Genomic DNA, 21,662 nt, shown 5'->3' on the forward strand with positions numbered 1-21,662 from the left:
ACTGATGCAGAGCGTGACGACGGAGAACACTCTCCTGGCCCCCGCAGGTGACGCGGCCGGAGCCCTCGCGGGCGTCGCCGCCGTGTCGGTGGTCGCTCTCCTCGTGCAGCTGCTCGCCGTCGCAGGCCTCTACGTCTGGACCTCCCTCGCGCTCGCCGCCGTCTTCCGCAAAGCGGATCGACCCGCCGGCCGCGCCTGGGTGCCGGTACTGAACCTGTGGACCCTGTTCGAGCTGGCAGGAATGAAGGGCTGGTGGGCCGCCGTGCTGGTGGGGGGCGGCATCCTCACCCTGATCATCGCCTCGGTGTCGACGACGCTTCTCGCGCAGTCCGCTCAGAACGTCGCCTTCGGTGGGGGCGGCGATGCATCCGCTGCGCTCCTGGCGGCGTCCGTCGTTCCGCTCCTGCTCTTCCTCGCCTTCTTCGCCGCCGTCCTCATCCTGATGCTGCGGATGATGGGGCCCCTCTCCCGCGGATTCGGGCGCGGCGGCGGATTCGCGGCCCTCGGCGCGATCCTCCTCCCCGTCTGGGCGTCGATCATCGGGTGGGGCTCCGCCCGCTGGCAGGGCGTCCCCCGCGGAGGACTTCCCCCGACGCCCTTCGCGGCGGAGCCGGCGACGGGCGATCCCGTCGCGGTTCCTGTGGACACGACGACGTTCGCCCCGCCGCCGCCGGCGTCCCCGGTGTCCATCCCCGCCGCGGCTCCTGCGTCTCCTGCGCCAGCGCCCGCCGCCGCATCGCCCGTCATCTCGCCGTGGTCCCCGCCCTCGGTGGCCCCCTCGGCGCCGATGGCTCCCCCTGTGTTCCCGCCGGCCGCGGCACCCACCCCGCCCCCCGTGGCGGACGCCGAGGTCGACGAACACACCGTCCTCGCCGCTCATCGCCGACCCGCCGCGACCCTGCGCCTGCCGACGGGACAGACGGTCGGGCTCTCGGCCGACGCCGCCGTCCTCGGCCGCCACCCCGCTCCTCCCGTCGACGCGCCCGACGCGCAGACCATCGCGGTCGACGACGCCACCCGCACGGTCTCCAAGACCCATGCCCTGCTCCGCCGCACGAACGATTCGTGGACGATCACCGACCTCTCCTCGACCAACGGCGTCATCGTCGGGGACGGCGACACCGAGATCGCCGTCGGCACTCCCGTCACCGTGACCGGTCGGTTCCTGCTCGGCGACGCGGAGTTCACTCTCGACGCGGGATCGCGATGACCGCTTCCGCCGAGCCGCTCCATCCGTTCGACGTCATCAGCGGCGCGCTCACCGACACGGGACTTCGTCGTCGCGTGAACGAGGACTCGCACCTCGCCAGCTTCCCGGTCTTCGTCGTCGCCGACGGAATGGGCGGTCACGAAGCCGGCGACCTGGCGTCGGCCGCCGTCGTCGACGCGTTCCGGGACTTCGTGGGCCGCAGCGACGTCACCCCCGAAGAGGTCGCCGACGCGGTCCGCTCCGCGCATGCGGCCGTGGGCGCGATCTCCCGCGGGACCACGCGCGGCGCGGGGTCGACCCTCACCGGCGTCGTCGCCGTGCAGCAGAACGGCGAGAACCGGTGGCTCGTCGTCAATGTCGGCGACTCGCGGGTCTATCGCCTGCTCTCGGAGCGCCTGGAACAGCTCACCGTCGACCACTCCATCGCGCAGGAGATGGTGGATGCCGGCCGTCTCGCGCGCGAGGACATGTCGACGTTCGAGGGGCGGAACGTCATCACTCGGGCCGTCGGCGGCGAGCACAGCCCCGCCGACTTCTGGCTCCTCCCGGTCGTCACCGGCGAGCGCCTCCTGGTGTGCTCGGACGGTCTGTCGGGAGAGATCACCGACGAAGCGATCCGCGCGGGCCTGCTCTCCGGCGCCTCCCCGTCGCAGACGACGGGAGCCCTCGTCGCGCAGGCGCTGGCGCACGGCGGGCGGGACAATGTGACGGCGATCGTGATCGACGTGGTGGGCGGCGGCATCCACCCCCGCCTCGAAGACACGACCGGGGGGTTCGTCTCGAGCGAACCGGCGACCGGAACGATCGAGGTCGAAACCGTGCCGTCGCGTCGGAGACGTCATGACTGACCCACTCGACGACCTCACGCGCCGCGTGCCGCGGAGCGCCGACCCCGACGACGAGACGCGCCTCGCCGGCCACCGGGCACCCGACGACGAGACGCTGATCGCCGATCGCCGGACGGACGAAGGCACGCGCGTGACCGAGCGTCGCGTCGCGAGGCATGCCCCGTCGACAGCGATCGCCCACGGGCGAGCCGATACGCCCCGCACCGCATCGGCACCCGGGGTACGGGTCTCGCAGTCCGTATACGTGCCGCGGACCGCCGCGGCGGCACCGCCCGTCCGGCGCGCTCCGGTGCCTCCGCCCGCGGCGACCCCGCGCGCACCGAGGCGACGCGCCCGCCGCGGCGGAATCGCGGTGGCCGCACTCGCGGGTGCGGTGGTCGTCGCGGGCGCCGCGTGGGGCATCTTCGTGATCTTTCAAGGGGGAATGTGATGGCAGAGGACATCGAACTGACGGCCGAGACCGAGGCCGCCGAGCTCGGAATCGAGTTCTGCGGGGAGTGGTTCCACCCGACACCGGGCGAAACCTTCTCCATCGGACGCGACGCCGACCTCGTGATCGACACGAACCCGTACCTCCATCGCCGGTTGCTCGAGATCGAATCGGGCCAGGGCTTGTGGTGGCTCACCAACACGGGACGATCGATCTCGGTCGCCCTCGCGACCGCCGACGGGGCCTACCAGGCGATGCTGGGCCCGGGAACGCGCGTCCCGCTCGTCTTCCCCGAGCTCGTCGTCATGTTCACGGCCGGGGCGTACACCTACGAGTTCACGATCCGCAACGGGGCGGCCAGGTTCACCGGTCGTGGATCCGCGGCCGACGAGGACGGCACCGATGGCGGCACGACGATCGGAGCCGTCCCACTGACCGCCACCCAGCGCCTCCTGCTCATCGCGCTCTGCGAACCGATCCTCCGCGGCGGGATGATGGGCTCGAGCCAGATCCCGTCGTCGGCGAAGGCGGCCGAACGTCTCGGCTGGCCGCTCACGACCTTCAACCGCAAGCTCGACAACGTGTGCGACAAGTTCGACCGTGAGGGCGTCCAGGGCCTTCGCGGCGCTGCCGGCAAGCTCGCGACGAATCGTCGTGCGCGCCTCGTCGAGCATGCCGTGCTCTCACGCCTGGTGACAGCGGCGGATCTTCCGCTGCTGGATGCCGCGCAGACCGCCGACCGCTGACCGCCCCCGCCTGACGCACGGGGGCCGCCGGCATCCGCCTGCGCGATAGCATCGAAGGCTGTGTCCGCACCCGCCCCCGTCATCTCGTATCCCCCGGAGCTGCCCGTCAGCGCCGCTCGGGAGGAGATCTCGCGCGCCATCGCGGAGAACCAGGTCGTCATCGTCGCCGGCGCGACGGGCTCGGGCAAGACGACGCAGCTGCCCAAGATGTGCCTCGAGCTGGGGCGCACCCGCATCGCCCACACCCAGCCGCGACGGATCGCTGCGCGATCGATCGCCGAGCGCCTCGCGCACGAGGTACAGGTGCCCCTCGGCGGGGCGATCGGCTACAAGGTCCGCTTCACCGACGAGGTGACGGAGGCCACGCAGGTCACGCTGATGACCGACGGCATCCTGCTGAACGAGATCCACCGCGACCGGCTGCTGCGGCGCTACGACACGATCATCGTCGACGAGGCCCATGAGCGCTCGCTCAACGTGGACTTCCTCCTCGGCTACCTCGCCCGCATCCTCCCGGAACGCCCCGACCTCAAGGTGATCATCACCTCGGCGACGATCGACCCGCAGAGCTTCGCCGCCCACTTCGCGGCGACGGCCCCCGACGGCGAACGCGTGCCCGCCCCGGTCATCGAGGTGTCGGGACGCACGTATCCCGTCGAGATCCGCTACCGCGCACACGACGACGAGTCCGAGGACGACGTCGACGGCCTGCTCGCCGCGCTCCGCGAGCTCGACCGCGAGCCCGACGGCGACGTGCTCGTCTTCCTTCCCGGCGAGGCCGAGATCCGCGATGCGATGGATGCCGTCCGCGGCCTCTACGCGAAGGATGCCCGTCCCACCGAGGTCCTGCCCCTGTTCGGACGGCTGTCGTCGGCGGAACAGCACCGCGTATTCGAGCCGTCGCACGTGGCGGGGGTCCGCCGCAGGATCATCCTCGCGACGAACGTCGCCGAGACGAGCCTCACGGTTCCCGGCATCCGCTACGTGGTCGACACGGGCACGGCGCGCATCTCGCGGTACAGCGTGCGGTCGAAGATCCAGCGCCTGCCGATCGAGGCGATCTCGCAGGCGTCGGCGCAGCAGCGTTCCGGGCGTGCCGGGCGCACATCGGCGGGCATCGCGATACGGCTCTACGCCGAGGACGATTTCACGGCGCGGCCCGAGTTCACCGAGCCCGAGATCCTCCGCACCTCGCTGGCGTCGGTCATCCTGCAGATGCTGTCGCTGGGCTTCGGCGACGTCACCGAGTTCCCGTTCCTCACGAAGCCCGACAGCCGCGGCGTGAAGGCCGCGGTCGAACTCCTCACCGAGCTCCGCGCCGTGGGCGGCCGCACCGGCGCGCTGCGTCTGACGAGCCTCGGTCGTCGCATCGCGCGACTGCCGATCGACCCCCGCTTCGCGCGGATGCTGCTCGAGGCCGAGAAGCTCGGCGTCTCGCGCGACGTGCTCGCGATCGTGTCGGGCCTGTCGATCCAGGACGTCCGCGAGCGCCCCGAGGAGCGCCGCGAGGAAGCCGACCGTCTGCACGCCCGCTTCGTCGACCCGACGAGCGACTTCCTCACGCTGCTGAACCTCTGGAACCACCTGCGCGAGCAGCAGCGCGAGCTCGGCTCGAGCGCGTTCCGCCGGCTCTGCCGCAGCGAGCACCTCAACTACGTGCGTGTCCGTGAGTGGTTCGACGTTCATCGTCAGCTCTCGACCCTCTCGCGCTCGGGTGCGCCGAAGGATGCCCCGCGCCAAGAAGCCGGAGCGGCCGATCCCGACGCGCTGCACCGCGCGGTCCTGTCGGGACTCCTCTCGCACATCGGCATCCTCGACACCCGCTCGGTCACGACCGATCCCGCGAAGAAGAACGCGCGCAAGCCCTTGCCGCAGTACCGCGGTGCGCGCGGCGCGTCGTTCGCCGTCTTCCCCGGCTCGGGGCTGCGCAAAGCCTCGCCCGACGCGGTCATGGCCGCCGAACTCGTCGAGACCTCGCGGCTGTTCGGCCGCACCGTTGCCGCGATCGACCCGGCGTGGGCGGAGGACCTCGCCGGCGACCTCGCGAACCGCAGTCTCAGCGACCCGCACTGGTCGAAGGATGCCGGCGCTGCCGTCGCGGCCGAGAAGGTGACGCTCTTCGGCGTCGAGATCATCCCGCGCCGTCGCGTCCAGCTCGCCCGTCGCGACCGCGACCTGGCGCGGGAGCTGTTCCTACGTCACGCGCTCGTCGAGGGCGAGTGGAACAGCCAGCACCTCGACAAGCGCCTCACCGCGTTCGAGCGTCGCAACGGTGAACTCCGCCGCCAGCTGGAGCGCATCGAGGAACGGGAGCGGCGCCGCGACATCCTCGTCGGCGACGAGGCCGTGTACGCGTTCTACGACGCCCGCATCCCCCACGACGTGTTCGACGTCCGCTCGTTCGAGACGTGGTGGCGCGAGACGCAGCCGCGGACGCCGAAGCTCCTCGACATGACCGAGGCCGACCTGCTCGGCGAGTCCGCCCGCACCGACGAGCGCGACTTCCCGACGCGCTGGCGTCAGGGAGACCAGGTGCTCTCGCTCGCCTACCGTTTCGAGCCGGGCGCTCCCGACGACGGCGTCAGCGTCGTCATCCCGCTCGCCCTGCTCGCGCAGGTGCGCCCCGACGGGTTCGACTGGCAGGTTCCCGGGATGCGGGACGAACTCGTCACGGGGCTCATCAAGGCCCTCCCCAAGGCCATCCGCCGCCACGTCGTGCCCGCGGCCGACTGGGCGACGACCCTCGGCGACGAGATCCGCGGGTCCGGCCCGGAGGACACCGACGGGCTCCCGGCATCCACTCTCCGTGCGGCCCTGGCCGCCCGGATCCAGCGCGTCGCGCACCAGCCTGTCACCGAGCGCGACTTCGACCTCGAGCGCGTCCCCGCCCACCTGACCGTCTCGTTCCGCGCCGTCGACCAGCGGGGACGCACCGTGGGGTCGTCCCGTGACCTCCGCGAGCTGCAGGACCGCCTCGCCGGCCGGGCGCGGGAGTCGGTGGCCCGCTCACTGGCGCCGCGGCGCGAGGCGACACCGACGGCATCCCCCGCCCGTGCCGTCGCCGCCGCGAGCGCTCCCCTCGAACGCACCGGCATCACGACGTGGGACGTGGGAGATCTTCCCGAGGTCGTCGACACGAAGGTGGCCGGCGGCGTCGTCCGCGGCTACCCCGCCCTCGCCGACGCGAAGGACGCCGTCACCCTCCGGATCGAGGCGACCCCGGAGCGCGCTGCGGAGCTCACCCGCGCGGGTGCCCGTCGGCTGCTGCTCCTCGCCGTCGCCTCCCCCACCGCCTACGTCATGGATCATCTGACGGCGCCCGAGAAGCTCGCTCTCGCCGCCTCGCCGTACCCGTCCGCGAAAGCCCTGATCGAGGACGCCCGCGTCGCCGTCGCCGACGCCGTCATGGGCGATGCCGTCATCCGCACCGAGGCCGCCTTCACGGCCTCGCGCGACGCCTTCTCCGCCCGGATCGTCGACGAGCTCTTCCAGACCGTCTCCCTCGCCGCCCGCATCCTCACCCTGCAGCGCGACGTCGAACGCGCCGTGAAGCAGCAGAACTCGATGACCCTGCTTGCCGCCCTCGGCGATGTGAAGGGACAGCTCGCGGGTCTCGTCCACCCGGGCTTCCTCTCGCGGACCGGCGTGGCTCGCCTCGCACACCTGCCCCGCTACCTGCAGGGGGCGAAGGAGCGCGTCGACGCCCTCTCCGACAACCCCGGCCGGGACCGGCAGCGGATGACCGAGTACGAGCGCGCTGCCGCGCTGTTCACGGATGCCGGGGGCACCCTCCCGCTCGCCGCGAACGCGCCCGCGCACCTGGTCCACGCGCGCTGGCTCCTCGAGGAGTTCCGCATCAGCCTGTTCGCGCAGCGACTCGGCACGGCGGAGCCGGTCTCGCTCCAGCGGATCTCGAAGGCCCTCGCGGGCTGAGTCAGCTCGCGCGCACGAGGTCGCGGTAGAACTCGATGCCGCGCAGCCACGATCCGACGCGGATCCGCTCGTTGTGCGAGTGGAGCGCTTCGCGCTCGCCCCGGGTCAGATGGAACGGCGTGAAGCGGTAGACGTGATCGCTGATCTCGGTGAACCACCGGCTGTCGCTCGCCCCGAGCTGGATGTACGGCGTCGGGAGGACGTCCGGACCGAGCGCCGACCGTGTCGCCGCCACGAGCCGCTCCCACGCCGCACCCGACCACGCCGAAACGGGCGAGGGCTCGGATGCCGAGACCACGTCGACCTCGACGAGCGGGTCGCCGACGACCTTCCGGATGCGGCGGACCGCCGACGCGGCCGTGTCGCCCGGCAGCAGTCTCACGTTGACGCTCGCCCGCGCCGACGTCGCCAGCACGTTGGCCCCGGTCGCACCCGTGAGCTCGGTGACCACCGCGGTCGTCCGGACGAGCGCGTTGAGCTCGGGGCCGAGGCGGGGGAAGACCTTCACCAGCACGCGCCCGGTCACCCCGATGCTCGCGAAGACGTGGCGGAGGGGGCCGGCGGTGTACGGGGCGACCGTCTCGAACATCGCGCGGACGGGTGCCACGAGACGCGTCGGGAAGGGTCGCCGGTGCAGCCGCAGCACCGCGCGGGCCAGCCGCGCGGTGGCCGGGTCGCGCGGGGGCGTCGACGCGTGCCCGCCGAGCTCGCGGGCGGTCAGGTGCACGGTCATGACCCCGCGCTCCGCGACCCCGATGACGGCGGTCGGGACCGCCACCCGCGGCAGAGCGCCCTCGACGACCGCGCCACCCTCATCGAGCACGAGCGAGGGCCGCACGCCACGGGCACGGAGCACCTCGACGATGGCCTGTGCGCCGTCTCCGGCGACCTCTTCGTTGTGCCCGAAGGCGAGGTACACGTCGCGCGTCGGGGTGAACCCCTCGGCGACGAGCGACTCGATCGCCTCCAGGATCGCGACGAGCGATCCCTTGTCGTCGACGGCACCGCGCGCGTGGACCTCGGCGGCATCGCCCGTGCCGACGAGCTCGGCGCCGAACGGGTCGTGGTCCCACTCCGCCGGGACGACGGGGACGACGTCGATGTGCGCCATGAGGACGAGCGGGGATGCAGCATCCGTCCCGCGCCAGCGGTACAGCAGCGAGTAGCCGGCGACCACCTCTCGATCGAGGGAGGCGTGCACGGCCGGGTACAGGCTCGCGAGCGTGTCACGGAATCGGACGAATGCGCTGCCGTCCGCCTCGGGATCGTCCGGGTCGAGGGACACCGTCGGGATCCGGAGGAGCTCGCGGAAGCGGCCGAGGGCGGAGTCGGGGGTGCGGGCCACGATCCGACTCTAGATCCGGTCGACGCGCGCCGCCGATAGGCTCGGGACATGACCGCTCTTCGATGGGGAATCCTGGCCACCGGTGGCATCGCGCACGCCTTCACCGCCGATCTGAACACCGCCGGCCTCACCGTCAGCGCGGTCGGATCCCGCCGGCTGGAGTCGGCGCAGGAATTCGCCACGACCTACGGCATCCCGCGGGCTCACGGCTCGTACGAGGAGCTCGTCGCCGACCCCGAGGTCGACATCGTCTACATCGCGACGCCGCACAGTCACCACCTGCCGGCCGCGGCCCTGGCCCTCGAGCACGGCAAGCACGTCCTGATCGAGAAGCCGCTCACCCTCGACGCGGACCAGGCGGTCGCGATCCGCGATCTGGCGGCGGACCACGGCCTCCTCGCGATGGAGGCGATGTGGACCCGGTACCTGCCGCACATGGTGCGCCTGCGCGAGATCCTCGCCGCCGGCATCATCGGCGAGGTGCGCGTCCTGAGCGCCGATCACACCCAGAATCTCCCGACCGACCCGGCCCACCGCTTGAACGACCTGTCGCTCGGCGGTGGCGCACTCCTCGACCTCGGCATCTACCCCGTGTCGTTCGCGTGGGACATCCTCGGCGAGCCCGACGAGATCCGCGCGTCGGGCCGGCTCGGTGAGACCGGGGCCGACACCGACGTGGCGATCTCGGTCCGCCACGCCTCGGGCGGAGTCTCCTCCCTCCTGACGTCCATGCGAGGTGCCGGCGCCAACGCCGCCCAGATCGTCGGGACGACGGGGCGCATCGAGATCGACGGCGTGTTCTACGCACCGACCTCGTTCCGCGTGTTCGACCTCGACGGCACGCTCGTCGAGGAGTTCCGCACCGAGATCGAGGGTCGGGGCATGCAATTCCAGGCCCTCTACGCCGAGAAGCTCATCGCCGAGGGGCGCACCGACAGCGACCTCCTGCCGATCGCCGAGAGCATTGCGATCATGGGGACCCTCGACGAGATCCGTCGTCAGATCGGGGTCATCTACCCCCGGTCGTGACCTCGAGGGTCCATCCGGACCTCAGGCCGTGCCGCCCTGTTCGCGACGCCGCCGCGCGAGCTCGGCGCGCAGCCGCTCCTCTTCGATCTCTCGCTCGAGGTCGGCGAGCTGCTCTTCCGTCGACCGCGCGTCCCGACGGTGCATGGGCGGTGCCGCCGGCTCCGTCGCCCAGGGTGCGAACTGCGGGGGTCGACGGACCTCCCGCTGCGGGTACTCGCGCCCGATGGCGAACCACAGCACCGTCCCGAGGAACGGCAAGAGGATGACGACGAACAGCCACACCGTCTTCGGCATGTGCTTCACAAGGCTCTGATCCCTCGTGATGATGTCGATGAGCGCGAAGATCATGCCCGCGAGCACGAGGAACGAGATCAGGTACGGCATGCGCCAGAGTCTATGAGTCAGCGGTGAAACGCCGCATCCCTTTTCCACCCCGCCGAGCGGGCGTTCCGGGAACACCTCGAGGGCACAAGCTGTAAGACTGGGGGGATGCCGGATTCCTCCATCCCCCGTGTCGCGGTCTACCTCGACTTCGACAACATCGTCATGAGTTGGTACGACCGGGTGCACGGGCGCAACAGCTATTCACGGGACCGGCAGCGGATCGCAGCCGACCCCGACGAGCAGGAGATCGCCGGCCGCCTCGCCGCGGCGATGATCGACGTGGGCGCGATCATGGACTACGCGGCATCCTTCGGCACCCTGGTCCTCACCCGGGCCTACGCCGACTGGTCGTCGCCCGTCAACGCGCTCTACCGGCAGCAGCTCGTCGCGCGCGCCGTCGACCTGGTGCAGCTGTTCCCGGCAGCCGCGTACGCGAAGAACGGCGCCGACATCCGCCTCGCTGTCGACACGGTCGAGGATCTGTTCCGCCTCGAAGACCTCACGCACGTCGTCATCGTGGCGGGCGACAGCGACTACGTCCCGCTCGCCCAGCGGTGCAAGCGCCTGGGGCGCTACGTCGTGGCCGTGGGGGTCGCCGGCTCCACCGCGAAATCGCTCGCTGCCGCGTGCGACCAGTTCGACGCCTACGACGCCCTCCCCGGTGTCGCCGTCCCCGAGCCCGAGCCTGCCCCCGAGACCGCGCCCGCGACGGGCCGCCGCCGACGCAAGGTCGCCGCCGACCCCGTGGGCGAGCTGCTCTCGCGCGCGCTCCGCCTCGAGCACGTCCGCACCGACGAGGAGTGGGTGCACCTGTCGGCGGTCAAGAACCTCATGAAGCGTATGGATCCGTCCTTCAGCGAGAAGGCGCACGGGCACCGCTCATTCTCGGACTTCGTCAAGGATCACCCGCAGATCGCCGAACTCGACGAGACGACCAACATCGTCCGGGTGCGCGCCGTCGAGAGCGCTTGACGGCTGCAGCGGCCGGATGCCGGTCGCCCGGCGCCCGAGCCCTGTAGGGTGGCCCCGTGGCTCGCCGGTCAACTCAGCCCGGATCGCAGTCCTCACTGCGAGAAGCGAATCGTGCACGATTGCTCGATTCGCTCAAGAGGCATGGGCGCTTGACGCAGATCGAGCTCGCCGGTGCGACCGGCCTGTCCCCCGCGACGGTGTCCAACATCGTGAAGGAGCTCACCGCTTCGGGTGTGCTCCACACCTCGTTCACGTCGCGCAGTGGTCGCCGCGCCACGCTCGTGTCGCTCGCACGACAGGTGGGCCTGGTCGCGGGCGCGCACTTCTCGACGCGCAAGCTGCACGTCGCCATCGCCGACGCGACCCGTTCCGTCGTCGCCGAGACGTCGCTCCCCCTCGCGCTCGATCACCGGCACGACGCCGAGCTCGATCGCCTCAGCCTGCTGTTGGGCGACATGGTCGAAGGCCTCGGCGGGTCGCTGTCCGACCTCCTCGCGGTGGGCCTCGCGATCCCCGCCCCGGTCGACCCGCGGACATCGATCATCTCCACGCCGGGCCTGCTCCCCGGCTGGGACGGCGTCGACATCGCCCGGAGCCTGTCTGCTCGGATCGGCCGCCCTGTCCACGTCGACAGCGAAGCGAATCTCGGCGCCCTCGCTGAAGCGCGAGAGGGCGCCGCACGCGGCGCGTCGTCATCGGTCTACGTCACGGTCGGCCATTCGATCAGCGCGGGGCTCCTCGTCGACGGCGAGCTGTTCCGCGGGGCGAGTGGCCGCACCGGTCAGATCGGGCACATGACGATCGACGAGCACGGCGCGCTCTGCCGGTGCGGCAACCGGGGCTGCCTCGAGACGGTCGCCGCCGGCCCCGCACTCCTCGCCGGGTTCAGCGACGCCGACGGCATCCATCGCCTCCGGGACCTCGTGACCGCAGCGGGCGACGGCGTCGCCGCGGCGCAGCGGACGATCGCGGATGCCGGCCGCCACATCGGCATCGCCGCAGCGAGCCTCTGCAACCTCATCGACCCCGAACGCATCGTGGTCGGCGGCGAGCTGGCGCGCGCCGGCGAGATCCTCCTCGCACCACTCCGTCACGCGCTCGAGCGCTCCGTCCTCGGCGGCGCCGTGCCCGAGATCGTCGCATCCGATTTTGCGGAGTGGGCCGAGACCCGGGGAGCCATCGCTCTCGCGCTCGACCACGTGACCGTCGACGCCGATCTGGTCGCGTTCCCCGCATGAAGCGAGTCATCTCCGCCGTCCTCGTCGCGGCGGCCTCCGCTGCCGCTCTGTCGGGCTGCGCCGTGCCCGACAACTCACCCGAGCGAACCACGATCGCGCTGCTCCTGCCCGACAAGAAGACGGCGCGCTACGAGACGTTCGACCGCCCCGTCTTCGAGAAGCGCATCGCAGAGCTCGGCGATGCGCAGGTGCTCTACACGAACGCCGATCAGGATGCCGCACGCCAACAGCAGCAGGCGGAGTCGGCCCTCGCCGCCGGGGCAGCCGTGCTCGTTCTCGATCCCGTCGACGGGCGGGCCGCGGCATCCATTCTGGCGGCGGCGACAGCCGAGGGAGTCCCGGTCATCGCCTACGACCGGATGATCGTCGGCGGCGGGAAGCCCGCCTACTACGTCTCGTTCGACAACGAGCGCGTCGGCGAGCTGCAGGCGGAGGCCCTCGTGACGGGGCTCGAGAAGGAAGGCCGCGCGGACGGCGGCATCCTCATGGTGCACGGGGCACCGACCGACAGCAACGCCGCGCAGTTCCGTGACGGCGCCCGCTCGGTGATCGCCGAGGCGGGACTCCACATCCTCGCCGAGTACGACACCCCCGACTGGAGCCCTGACAAGGCGCAGTCCTGGGTGGCGGGCCAGCTCGCCCAATACGGCGACGATGTCGCCGCCGTCTACGCCGCGAACGACGGCACCGCGAGCGGCGCGATCGCCGCTCTCCGAGCCGCCGACGTCACCCCTTTCCCGATCGTGACGGGGCAGGATGCCGAGCTGACCGCTCTCCAGCGGATCGTCTCGGGAGACCAGTACATGACCGTCTACAAGGCGATCCGCGAGCAGGCGACGATCGCCGCCGACGTCGCGACGGCTCTGGCCGCCGGGGAGCGCCCGAAGGGCGACACGACGATCGACGGCATCCCGGCCACCCTCCTGACCCCCGTCGCCGTCACGGTCGACGACATCGCATCCACCGTCGTCGCCGACGGCTTCTGGACGGTCGACGACATCTGCACGCCCCCCTACGCCGAGGCCTGCGCCGCCGCAGGCCTGGAATGAGAGCACTCCGCGTGAGCGTTTCCCCCCGTCGCACCGGCGACCATGTCCTTTCGATGCGCGGGATCGACAAGCGCTTCGGCGCGGTCCGCGCCCTGAACGGGGTCGACTTCCGCGTTCGCGAGGGTGAGGTCGTCGCGCTCGTCGGCGACAACGGCGCGGGCAAGTCGACGCTCGTGAAGGTGCTCGCCGGGGTGCACCCCGCGGATGCCGGCACGATCGAGCTCGACGGCGAGATCGTCCAGCTCTCCAGCCCCGCAGACGCGCAGGACCTCGGCATCGCGACGGTCTTCCAAGACCTCGCGCTCTGCGAGAACCTCGATGTCGTCGCCAATCTGTGGCTCGGCCGGGAGCTGCTCGAGCGCGGTCGTCTCGACGAAGTCGCGATGGAAGAGCGGACCTGGATGCTGCTGCGCGAGCTGGCGGCGAAGATCCCCTCCGTCCGCGTTCCGGTCTCGACCCTGTCGGGCGGTCAGCGCCAGACGGTGGCGATCGCGCGGTCGCTCATCGGCGAACCCCGCATCGTGATCCTCGACGAGCCGACCGCGGCGCTCGGCGTGGCGCAGACCGCCGAGGTGCTGAATCTCATCGAGCGCCTCCGCGACCGAGGGCACGGGGTCATCCTGATCAGCCACAACCTGACCGACGTCCTCGCCGTCGCCGACCGCATCGTCGTCCTCCGCCTCGGCCGCAACAACGGCGAGTTCGACGCCGAGACCGCGACGAGCGAGGTCCTGATCGCCGCGATCACCGGAGCGCTCGATTCGGCACGTCCCCTCCCGCCGGCCGACGAGCCGCGGGCCCCCGTCATCCCCCTCGCCGGGGCACGACGCCGCCTGGACGGCGAGCGATGAACCGCGAGGCGAGCATCGTGAGGCTTGCGATCACGCGGGTCCGGTCCGGCGATGTCGGACGGATGCCGGTGGTGCTGGCCCTCGTGGTCATCGCGATCGTCTTCCAGGCACTCAACCCGGTCTTCCTGACGAGCCGGCATCTCAGCGATTTGCTCATGCAGTGCGCCGCGATGGGGACGATCTCGCTCGGCATCGTCCTCGTGCTCCTCATCGGCGAGATCGACCTGTCGGTCGGGTCGATGTCAGGGGTCGCCGCCGCGATCCTGACGGTCGGAGGGGTGCAGTTGCAGTGGCCGTTCGCACTCGCGATCGGCGCGGCGATCACCGCGGGTTGCGTGGTCGGGGCGATCTACGGAGCCCTCCGAACGACGCTCGGGCTGCCGAGTTTCGTCGTGACCCTTGCGGGCCTCCTCGGCCTTCTGGGCGTGCAGTTGTGGGTGCTCGGCGATGCCGGTTCGATCAACCTGCCGTTCGACTCCTGGATCGTGCAGTTCGCACAGCAGATGTATCTCCCGGCGTGGCTGTCCTACGTCCTGTCGGCGGCGACGGCCCTGGCCTACACGGGAACGCTCCTCAGCCGCGCTCGGCGTCGAGCGGCGGCGGAGCTCGAGAGCACCCGCACGGCGGTCATCGTGGTGCGGGGCGCCCTGCTGCTCGTCGGACTCGTCGGCGGATCCTGGTACCTGAACCTGTCGCGCGGTGTCGGGCTCATGTTCGTCCTCTTCGTCGTCCTCGTCGTGGTGGCGCACCTCGCCCTGACCAGGACACGCTGGGGCCGGTCGGTGTTCGCGGTGGGCGGGTCGATCGAGGCCGCGCGACGCGCCGGCATCCGGGTCGACCGCGTCGTCTTGTCGGTTTTCATGCTGTGCTCGGCGCTCGCTGCCACGGGCGGCGTCCTCGCCGCGGCGCGGCTCGCCGCGGCGAATCAGAGCACCGGCGCGGCGGATACCAACCTCAACGCGATCGCGGCCGCGATCATCGGCGGTGCGTCGCTCTTCGGCGGACGCGGCTCCGCCTTCGCCGCGCTCCTCGGCGTCGTCGTCATCCAGGCGATCTCGTCGGGGCTGACCCTCATCAACCTCAGCTCGGCGGTGCAGTACATGGTCACGGGTGCCGTGCTCGTCTTCGCCGTGGCGTTGGATGCCGTCACCCGCCGCAGCCGCCTGGGCACCGGTCGCACGTAGCCCGGCGGCATCGCCGATCACCGCGTCGAGAGAGGTTCGGGCCGACCGTCGACGGTGACGAAAGCGTTATGTTCACATCTTGACTTCAATTCGTGAACACAACAAGATCGTCATCAAGCGCGAAGTAGCGCTCGCTCGATTTCACTGTCGAAAGGCGAACGATGAAGAAGTCCCTGTCCGTTGCAGCAGCCCTCGGGGCCGCCGCACTCCTCCTCGCCGGCTGTGCCAGCACCAGCACCCCGGCACCCGCTGGCTCGAGCGGCGGCGGTATGGCTCCCGCCGAAGCCGGCCGCGCGTGCGTCATCCTTCCCGACGCGGCGTCGTCGCCCCGCTGGGAGAACTTCGACCGCAAGTACCTCGACGAAGGCCTCAAGGGCGCCGGCTTCGAGGTCGACATCCAGAACGCTCAGGGTGACACCGCCAAGTACACGACGATCGCCGATCAGCAGATGACGCAGGGCTGCGGCGTCATGCTGCTCGTGGACTACAACGGCGCCGCCGCCGGCGTCGCCACTAAGGCGAAGAGCCAGGGCATCCCGGTCATCGCGTACGACCGCCCCTTCGCGGGCGCCGACTACTACGTGTCGTTCGACAACGTCGAGGTGGGCCGCCTCGAGGGTCAGACCGTCCTCGACGGCCTGAAGACGGCGGGCAAGGACCCGAAGACGGCCGCAGTCTTCTACATGGGTGGCGACCCCACCGACGGCAACGCCGCGATGTTCCTCAAGGGCGCGAAAGAGGTCATGGAGGCCGCGGGCGTCAAGCCCGTCGCCGAGCCTCCGGGGGTCTGGGATGGCGCGAAGAGCCAGACCAACTTCGAGCAGGCGCTGACCGCGAACGGCGGAAAGGTCGACGGCGTCTGGGCCGCCAACGACACGAACGCCGACGGCGTCATCAAGGTCCTCCAGGACCGCGACCTCAAGGGTGTCGCTGTCTCGGGCCAGGACGCCAACGTCGAGGGCCTGCGCAACATCCTCACCGGATGGCAGACCGCGACCGTCTACAAGCCGGTCAAGGACGAGGCCGAGGCCGCCATCAAGGTGGCGACGGAGCTCCTGAAGGGCGAGAAGCCCACCGCCGACCAGAAGCTCGAGGACGGCACGCCGTACATCTCGGTCACGCCGCAGCTCGTCGGCCCCGACACGGTCAAGGACGTCGTCGCCGCTGGTGACGCATCGGCCGCCGATGTCTGCTCCGGCGATATCGCCGGCGTCAGCCTCGCCGACAAGTGCACCGAGTTCGGCGTCGAGTGATCTGACGGGAGTGGGGATGCCGCCTCTCGCGGCATCCCCACTCCCCTATGTCTGCGCGACCCCCCTCGATTCCTCAGGAGAACCCGCATGAGCGAACCCATCATCGAACTCCGGCACGTCACGAAGTCCTTCGGCCCCGTCAGCGTCCTCAAGGGCGTCGACCTCCAGGTCCGATCGGGCATGGTGACCGCCCTCGTCGGCGACAACGGCGCCGGAAAGTCCACCCTCATCAAGGGCCTCGCCGGAGTGCAGCCCTACGACACCGGCCAGATCCTCATCGACGGCCAGGAGGAGTCGCTTCGCACTCCTCGCGAGGCCGGCGCCCTCGGCATCGAGGTCGTCTACCAAGACCTCGCGCTCTGCGACAACCTCGACATCGTCCAGAACATGTTCCTCGGCCGCGAAGAGATCATCGGAGGAACGTTCGACGAGGGACGGATGGAGAAGGATGCCTCCGACACCCTGCGCTCCCTCTCGGTGCGCACCGTCAAGAGCGTCCGACAGAAGGTCTCGAGCTTGTCCGGCGGACAGCGTCAGACCGTCGCCATCGCACGCGCCGTCTTGAAGAAGGCCCGCGTCGTCATCCTCGACGAGCCGACCGCCGCGCTCGGCGTTGCCCAGACCGAACAGGTGCTGAACCTCGTCCGCCGCCTCGCCGATCAGGGCGTCGCCGTGGTCCTCATCAGCCACAACCTCGCCGACGTGTTCGCGGTCGCCGACGACATCGCCGTCCTCTACCTCGGCCAGATGGTGGCGCAGGTCCCGACCGCCGGATCGAATCGCGACGAGATCGTCGGTTACATCACCGGAACGAAGATCCCGCCGGGCGTTCAGCTCGTCGGCACATCCACCATCCCCGTCGGAGGCGACGCATGAGCTCCAGCACCCGTACCGCGGCGGCACCCGACCCCGTCGTGAGCGACCTCATCGGCAGCGGCATCGAAGGCGGCGTCGGCGACCAAGTCAAGGCTTGGTTGCAGCGCGTGAGAGGCGGCGAAATGGGCGCCCTGCCCGCTGTCGGAGGTCTCGTCCTCCTCGTGATCCTCTTCAGTGTGCTCAGTGAGTACTTCTTCACGCCGATCAACTTCGCGAACCTCATGAGCCAGGCGGCATCCCTCGTCGTTCTCGGCATGGCGCTCGTCTTCGTCCTGCTCCTTGGCGAAATCGACCTCTCGGCCGGTGTCACCGGCGGCGTTGGCGTGGCCGCGTTCGCGGTTCTGAACGTCAAGTTCCAGTTCCCGTGGCCGCTGGCCCTCGCGATCGGCTTGGTCATCGGTCTCGCTACGGGAGCCCTGATCGGATTCCTTGTAGCGCGGGTCGGCATTCCCTCGTTCGTCGTCACCCTGGGGCTGTTCCTCGGGTACCAGGGGCTCGCGCTTCTGATAATTGGGCGGGGAGGAGTATACCCGATCCAGGCGCCCGAGCTCGTCGCGCTGCAGAACGGTCGACTGCCGATCTGGGGAGGCTGGGGCATGCTCGCCGTCATTCTGCTGATCTCGGGCGGTCTGTCGGTCTGGGACCGTCGCCGTCGCACACGGGCGGGCGTCCCGAACCGGCCGATGGCGCTGGTGTGGGCCAAGCTCATCGTCATCGCCCTTTTCGGCGGTGCCGCGGTATTCGTCCTGAATCTGAACCGATCGCAGTCGATCATCGCCATCGAGGGCGTCCCGATCATCGTGCCCGTCGTGCTGACGATCCTGTTCATCGGCACATTCGTGCTCGACCGCACCAAGTTCGGACGCTACGTATACGCCATCGGCGGCAACGCCGAGGCCGCACGTCGTGCGGGCATCAAGGTGCGGTGGGTGAAGTGGTGGTGCTTCGTCGCCGCCTCTGGCCTCGCCGTGGTGTCGCTGTTGTTCGCTCAGACCCGCGTCGGGTCGGTCGACGGCGCGGTGGGTCGCGACGTGGTCCTCTCGGGCGTCGCGGCGGCCGTCGTCGGCGGCGTGAGCCTCTTCGGCGGTCGCGGCCGGCTCATCCACGCCGCCATCGGCGCACTCGTAATCGCGGTCATCATCAACGGGCTGGGCCTCTTGAAAATGGATGCCGGCTTCAACCTGATCGTCACCGGCGGGGTCCTGATCCTCGCCGCCACGGTCGACGCGCTGTCTCGGCTACGAACCGGCGGGATGCGCACCTGATCGCCTCCTGACACGACGACGCCCTCGGCCTTCTCGGTCGAGGGCGTCGTCGTGCGTGCGGATGGGTCAGTCGCGGGTCGACCACAGCGCCCAGGCAACCAGCACGGGCTGGAACAGCAGACGACGCCAGCGGGCGGTGTCGCTGTCCAGCGAGAAGCCGTCGCGCTTGCCGAGCGCCTGCGCGACGTTGCCGGGGAAGATCGCCACGAAGAAGGCGGCGAGGATCACGCCGACACGACGACGCTCTTTGGGCAGTGCGACGAGCGCGGCACCCAGCATCATCTCCACCGCACCGGAGGCAACGACGACGCCGTCCTTGTCGATGGGGAGGGTGTCGGTGACCAGGTCGGGAACCTGCGCCTGGAACTCCTTGCGCGCCCAGAACAGATGGCTGAGACCGGCGAATACCATGGCGCCGGCGAGAGTCCAGCGAGCGATTGTCTTCATCCCCCGAGTATCCCCCGGCGTCGCCCCGTCGGGGGCTGCGCCCTCGCCTACGCTGGGGACGTGACGAGTCCCGCCCCGTTCCCCTTCGAGAGGCTCTCCCGTCGCCCCGACGTCGAAGGCCCCGACCTGGTGGCGTCGGATGCCGCCGACCGCCTCATCCTGGACGAATCAGCCGATCTGCGGGCCGGAGCGCCCGCCGGCTCGATCGCCGTCATCGGCGACACCCACGGGGCCCTCGCCCTCGCGGCGGCGCACGACGGCGCGCGGGACGTCCGCGTGCACCAGGACGCTCTGGCCGGAGAACGCGCGATCGTCCAGAACGCCGGCGCGCTCGGGCTGGGAGATCGTCTCCAGGTCGTCTCGCTCGACGCCGATGCGGTCCGGAGCGCACGCGTCGTTCTCGTTCGACTGCCGCGCTCGCTCGACGCGCTCCGAGACGTCGCAGCCCTGATCGCCACGCACGCGTCCCCCGAGGTCGTCGTGGTGGCGGGCGGCCGCCTGAAGCACATGACCCGAGCGATGAACGACGTGCTCGGCGAGCACTTCGGCCGGATCGACGTGTCGCTCGCGCGGCAGAAGTCGCGCGTCCTCTTCGCGCGCGACCCGCGCCCGACTCACGATCCCGTGCCCGCGTCGGGCCGCGAGGGCGATCTCGAGATCCGCGCCTTCGGCGGTGCGTTCGCCGGGGCTCGCCTCGACCACGGCACGCGGCTGCTGCTCGCGCATCTGCCCGCTGACCCCGCAGGTGGAGCTTCCGAGGATCCGCTCATCGACTTCGCGTGCGGGACGGGCGCGGTCGCCGCTCACCTCGCGCTCCGGCATCCCGATGCCGCCGTGTACGCCTCGGATCAGTCCGCCGCCGCGGTCGCCTCCGCCCGCGCAACGGTCGCCGCGAACGGTGTCGCCGATCGGGTCGAGATCGTCCGTGACGATCTGCTCTCGGCGCGACCCGCGGCATCCGCCTCGTTCATCGCGCTGAACCCGCCGTTCCACAGCGGGGCGGCGCTCACCGATCGGCTCGCGTTCCGGCTGTTCGCCGATGCGGCGCGCGTCCTCCGACCCGGCGGCGAGCTGTGGTGCGTCTGGAACTCGGGTATGGCGTACCGCGGCGACCTCGAGCGCCTCGTCGGGCCGACCCGTCAGGTTGCGCGGGACGCGAAGTTCACCGTGACGGTGTCCGCGCGTCGCTGACGCTCACCGTCCGCCGGGAGGACCGACGATCAGCAGGATCACGTAGAGCGCGACGACCGCCACGACGATGAGGGCGATCAGGATGCCGGCGTGCCGCAGGAACCAGCGCAGCAGTCGGTCGATCGGGCGCCGGTCCCGAGGATCCGCCGTCTCCTCGAGGCGCCAGTCCCCCGCGAGCCGGCCGCTCCGGCGCAGCCACATCTCGACGGGAACCGTGGCGTAGGGGACGACGGCTGAGCCGACGGCGAGCACCGACGTGCCGAGGCGCCACCGATTGTTCAGCGCGACGAGCAGCGCGGTCGCGCCGTAGGACAGGAAGACGAAGCCGTGGATGCCACCGCCGATGGTGACGGCGACGGCGGGGCCACCCACCGCGCGGACGATGAGCCCGCTGATGAGGAGCGTCCAGGAGAACACTTCGGCGATGGCGAGGATGCGGAAGATCGAGGCAGGGGTGCGGAACACACCTTAAGCCTACCTGAAGGATGCCGCGGCTCCGGTCAGCGTCGAGTGGACCACACCGCCCACGCCACGAGAACCGGCTGGAAGAAGAGGCGGACGAACCGCTTGGTGTCGGAATCCATCCCGGGGACGTCGCGGCCCGACCTCCAGTGATGGACGTTGCCGGGGAACACCGCGACGAAGAGTGCCGCGACCGCCAGACCCACGCGGCGGCGCTCCCGCGGGAGGGCGACGAGTGCGACGCCCAGCCCGGCCTCCACAACACCGGAGACGACGACGATCGTGTCTTTGTCTGTCCGGAACAGGCGCGTCGCCCAGTCCGGGACGGCGATCCGGAACCCGCGGCGGAGCACCGTGAGGTGCGCGACGCCGGCGGCCGTCAGCAGAACGGCGAGTGCGCCACGGGCGATGGCACGCAGCATCCCGCTGCGACGGACTCCCCCGCGACGCGTCACTCGATCACACCGGCCCGGATACCGCCGAGCGACTCCGCGACCCGAGGGAGCGACTGCGACAGCGATTCATCCAAGCGCTCCAACCGATCCTGCGCGTCACGCAGCACCTGGGCGCCGCGCTCCGTGACGCTCAGATCGCTCGCCGCCCCCGCCTGCGCGGTCGCGTCGGCGACGAGGCCGTCGTCGACGAGCGCATGAACGGCGGCATGAGCGGACTGCACGGTGATGCGCGATCGACGAGCGAGCTCGGAGAACGAGATACCGGGCTCGGCCCCGATGTGGCCCAGCAGGCCGAACTTGCGGGTCGAGATGCCGAGGTCACGCAACTCGGCGGCCAGCTGCGCCTCCCACGTCGCCGAAACGGCGAGCAACGCGATGACGGGACTGAAGCGCGGGGCCTCGTCTGCGGGGGTATCTGGCACGGCAGAAGTCTATGAGTCAGCCCCGGTCCGGGTCAGCATCCATCTCACCGCGATTCGCTCACCGCTCCGCCC

21 protein-coding genes are annotated in these 21,662 nt (G+C 70.7%); 15 read left to right on the plus strand and 6 right to left on the minus strand.

Features of this window, described 5'->3' with window-relative positions; all coding sequences use genetic code 11:
* Positions 1–13: 13 nt before the first annotated feature.
* The 5 genes from ABQ271_RS09375 to hrpA are packed head-to-tail and all read left to right on the plus strand — an operon-like array spanning position 14 to position 7,167.
* Complete coding sequence (locus tag ABQ271_RS09375; protein ID WP_349308505.1) at positions 14–1,210, plus strand: DUF5684 domain-containing protein; 1,197 nt, start codon at positions 14–16, stop codon at positions 1,208–1,210.
* Entirely contained in the window at positions 1,207–2,058 is an 852-nt protein-coding gene (locus ABQ271_RS09380; RefSeq protein ID WP_349308506.1) for a protein phosphatase 2C domain-containing protein, read from the plus strand. Before ABQ271_RS09375 ends, ABQ271_RS09380 begins: the two co-directional genes overlap by 4 nt.
* Positions 2,051–2,488: a hypothetical protein gene (locus ABQ271_RS09385; protein ID WP_349308507.1), complete on the plus strand. Its 438-nt coding sequence runs from the start codon at positions 2,051–2,053 to the stop codon at positions 2,486–2,488. The genes ABQ271_RS09380 and ABQ271_RS09385 overlap by 8 nt, the downstream gene beginning before the upstream one ends.
* The gene (locus tag ABQ271_RS09390; RefSeq protein WP_349308508.1) at positions 2,488–3,234 is read left to right on the plus strand and encodes a hypothetical protein; all 747 of its coding nucleotides are present in this window, start codon (positions 2,488–2,490) and stop codon (positions 3,232–3,234) included. Before ABQ271_RS09385 ends, ABQ271_RS09390 begins: the two co-directional genes overlap by 1 nt.
* A 60-nt stretch (positions 3,235–3,294) precedes the next feature.
* The gene (gene hrpA, locus ABQ271_RS09395; RefSeq protein WP_349308509.1) at positions 3,295–7,167 is read left to right on the plus strand and encodes an ATP-dependent RNA helicase HrpA; all 3,873 of its coding nucleotides are present in this window, start codon (positions 3,295–3,297) and stop codon (positions 7,165–7,167) included.
* Between the two features lies 1 nt (position 7,168).
* Here hrpA and ABQ271_RS09400 read toward each other — a convergent pair whose 3' ends face one another.
* Positions 7,169–8,512 (minus strand): M20/M25/M40 family metallo-hydrolase, encoded by a 1,344-nt coding sequence (locus ABQ271_RS09400; RefSeq protein WP_349308510.1) that lies wholly within the window; start codon positions 8,510–8,512, stop codon positions 7,169–7,171.
* A 48-nt stretch (positions 8,513–8,560) separates the two neighbouring features.
* Between ABQ271_RS09400 and ABQ271_RS09405 the strand changes: the two genes are divergently transcribed.
* The gene (locus tag ABQ271_RS09405; RefSeq protein WP_349308511.1) at positions 8,561–9,541 is read left to right on the plus strand and encodes a Gfo/Idh/MocA family oxidoreductase; all 981 of its coding nucleotides are present in this window, start codon (positions 8,561–8,563) and stop codon (positions 9,539–9,541) included.
* 21 nt (positions 9,542–9,562) lie between these two features.
* Here ABQ271_RS09405 and ABQ271_RS09410 read toward each other — a convergent pair whose 3' ends face one another.
* Positions 9,563–9,925 carry a PLD nuclease N-terminal domain-containing protein gene (locus ABQ271_RS09410; RefSeq protein WP_349308512.1) on the minus strand — a complete coding sequence of 121 codons (363 nt, stop codon included), beginning with the start codon at positions 9,923–9,925 and terminating at the stop codon, positions 9,563–9,565.
* Positions 9,926–10,030: 105 nt separating this feature from the next.
* Here ABQ271_RS09410 and ABQ271_RS09415 point away from each other — a divergent pair, with 105 nt between their 5' ends.
* From ABQ271_RS09415 to ABQ271_RS09450, 8 genes are all read left to right on the plus strand, one after another.
* Positions 10,031–10,897 (plus strand): NYN domain-containing protein, encoded by an 867-nt coding sequence (locus tag ABQ271_RS09415; RefSeq protein ID WP_349308513.1) that lies wholly within the window; start codon positions 10,031–10,033, stop codon positions 10,895–10,897.
* Between the two features lie 56 nt (positions 10,898–10,953).
* Positions 10,954–12,135: an ROK family transcriptional regulator gene (locus ABQ271_RS09420; protein ID WP_349308514.1), complete on the plus strand. Its 1,182-nt coding sequence runs from the start codon at positions 10,954–10,956 to the stop codon at positions 12,133–12,135.
* Entirely contained in the window at positions 12,132–13,184 is a 1,053-nt protein-coding gene (locus ABQ271_RS09425; RefSeq protein WP_349308515.1) for a substrate-binding domain-containing protein, read from the plus strand. Before ABQ271_RS09420 ends, ABQ271_RS09425 begins: the two co-directional genes overlap by 4 nt.
* Before the next feature lie 11 nt (positions 13,185–13,195).
* Entirely contained in the window at positions 13,196–14,035 is an 840-nt protein-coding gene (locus ABQ271_RS09430; RefSeq protein WP_349308516.1) for an ATP-binding cassette domain-containing protein, read from the plus strand.
* Positions 14,032–15,219: an ABC transporter permease subunit gene (locus tag ABQ271_RS09435; RefSeq protein WP_349308517.1), complete on the plus strand. Its 1,188-nt coding sequence runs from the start codon at positions 14,032–14,034 to the stop codon at positions 15,217–15,219. The genes ABQ271_RS09430 and ABQ271_RS09435 overlap by 4 nt, the downstream gene beginning before the upstream one ends.
* 161 nt (positions 15,220–15,380) lie before the next feature.
* Entirely contained in the window at positions 15,381–16,472 is a 1,092-nt protein-coding gene (locus ABQ271_RS09440) for a substrate-binding domain-containing protein (protein WP_349308518.1), read from the plus strand.
* A gap of 87 nt (positions 16,473–16,559) precedes the next feature.
* Positions 16,560–17,348, plus strand: a complete 789-nt coding sequence (locus tag ABQ271_RS09445) for an ATP-binding cassette domain-containing protein (RefSeq protein ID WP_349308519.1) — start codon at positions 16,560–16,562, stop codon at positions 17,346–17,348.
* Entirely contained in the window at positions 17,345–18,613 is a 1,269-nt protein-coding gene (locus ABQ271_RS09450) for an ABC transporter permease subunit (RefSeq protein WP_349308520.1), read from the plus strand. The genes ABQ271_RS09445 and ABQ271_RS09450 overlap by 4 nt, the downstream gene beginning before the upstream one ends.
* A gap of 66 nt (positions 18,614–18,679) precedes the next feature.
* Here ABQ271_RS09450 and ABQ271_RS09455 read toward each other — a convergent pair whose 3' ends face one another.
* Positions 18,680–19,060: a hypothetical protein gene (locus ABQ271_RS09455; protein WP_349308521.1), complete on the minus strand. Its 381-nt coding sequence runs from the start codon at positions 19,058–19,060 to the stop codon at positions 18,680–18,682.
* A 60-nt stretch (positions 19,061–19,120) separates the two neighbouring features.
* Between ABQ271_RS09455 and ABQ271_RS09460 the strand changes: the two genes are divergently transcribed.
* Positions 19,121–20,251: a methyltransferase gene (locus ABQ271_RS09460; RefSeq protein ID WP_349308522.1), complete on the plus strand. Its 1,131-nt coding sequence runs from the start codon at positions 19,121–19,123 to the stop codon at positions 20,249–20,251.
* 3 nt (positions 20,252–20,254) lie between these two features.
* On the opposite strand, the gene ABQ271_RS09465 is transcribed toward ABQ271_RS09460, so the two are convergent.
* The 3 genes from ABQ271_RS09465 to ABQ271_RS09475 are packed head-to-tail and all read right to left on the minus strand — an operon-like array spanning position 20,255 to position 21,590.
* Positions 20,255–20,716 (minus strand): DUF3817 domain-containing protein, encoded by a 462-nt coding sequence (locus ABQ271_RS09465; protein WP_349308523.1) that lies wholly within the window; start codon positions 20,714–20,716, stop codon positions 20,255–20,257.
* Positions 20,717–20,751: 35 nt separating this feature from the next.
* Positions 20,752–21,135 (minus strand): hypothetical protein, encoded by a 384-nt coding sequence (locus ABQ271_RS09470; RefSeq protein WP_349308524.1) that lies wholly within the window; start codon positions 21,133–21,135, stop codon positions 20,752–20,754.
* Between the two features lie 29 nt (positions 21,136–21,164).
* On the minus strand, positions 21,165–21,590 hold the full coding sequence (locus ABQ271_RS09475; RefSeq protein WP_349308525.1) for a MarR family transcriptional regulator: 426 nt from the start codon (positions 21,588–21,590) through the stop codon (positions 21,165–21,167).
* Positions 21,591–21,662 lie beyond the last annotated feature (72 nt).

The sequence above is a fragment of the Microbacterium sp. MM2322 genome, from assembly GCF_964186585.1.
In the GTDB taxonomy this organism is placed as follows: Bacteria; Actinomycetota; Actinomycetes; order Actinomycetales; family Microbacteriaceae; genus Microbacterium.

Excerpts from the sequence above, each read along its gene's own strand:
- ABQ271_RS09380 (WP_349308506.1), top strand. The coding sequence starts at position 1,207 with ATGACCGCTTCCGCCGAGCCGCTCCATCCGTTCGACGTCATCAGCGGC.
- ABQ271_RS09385 (WP_349308507.1), top strand. The coding sequence starts at position 2,051 with ATGACTGACCCACTCGACGACCTCACGCGCCGCGTGCCGCGGAGCGCC.
- ABQ271_RS09390 (WP_349308508.1), top strand. The coding sequence starts at position 2,488 with ATGGCAGAGGACATCGAACTGACGGCCGAGACCGAGGCCGCCGAGCTC.
- ABQ271_RS09405 (WP_349308511.1), top strand. The coding sequence starts at position 8,561 with ATGACCGCTCTTCGATGGGGAATCCTGGCCACCGGTGGCATCGCGCAC.
- ABQ271_RS09410 (WP_349308512.1), bottom strand. The coding sequence starts at position 9,925 with ATGCCGTACCTGATCTCGTTCCTCGTGCTCGCGGGCATGATCTTCGCG.
- ABQ271_RS09415 (WP_349308513.1), top strand. The coding sequence starts at position 10,031 with ATGCCGGATTCCTCCATCCCCCGTGTCGCGGTCTACCTCGACTTCGAC.
- ABQ271_RS09425 (WP_349308515.1), top strand. The coding sequence starts at position 12,132 with ATGAAGCGAGTCATCTCCGCCGTCCTCGTCGCGGCGGCCTCCGCTGCC.
- ABQ271_RS09435 (WP_349308517.1), top strand. The coding sequence starts at position 14,032 with ATGAACCGCGAGGCGAGCATCGTGAGGCTTGCGATCACGCGGGTCCGG.
- ABQ271_RS09440 (WP_349308518.1), top strand. The coding sequence starts at position 15,381 with ATGAAGAAGTCCCTGTCCGTTGCAGCAGCCCTCGGGGCCGCCGCACTC.
- ABQ271_RS09445 (WP_349308519.1), top strand. The coding sequence starts at position 16,560 with ATGAGCGAACCCATCATCGAACTCCGGCACGTCACGAAGTCCTTCGGC.
- ABQ271_RS09450 (WP_349308520.1), top strand. The coding sequence starts at position 17,345 with ATGAGCTCCAGCACCCGTACCGCGGCGGCACCCGACCCCGTCGTGAGC.
- ABQ271_RS09455 (WP_349308521.1), bottom strand. The coding sequence starts at position 19,060 with ATGAAGACAATCGCTCGCTGGACTCTCGCCGGCGCCATGGTATTCGCC.
- ABQ271_RS09470 (WP_349308524.1), bottom strand. The coding sequence starts at position 21,135 with ATGCTGCGTGCCATCGCCCGTGGCGCACTCGCCGTTCTGCTGACGGCC.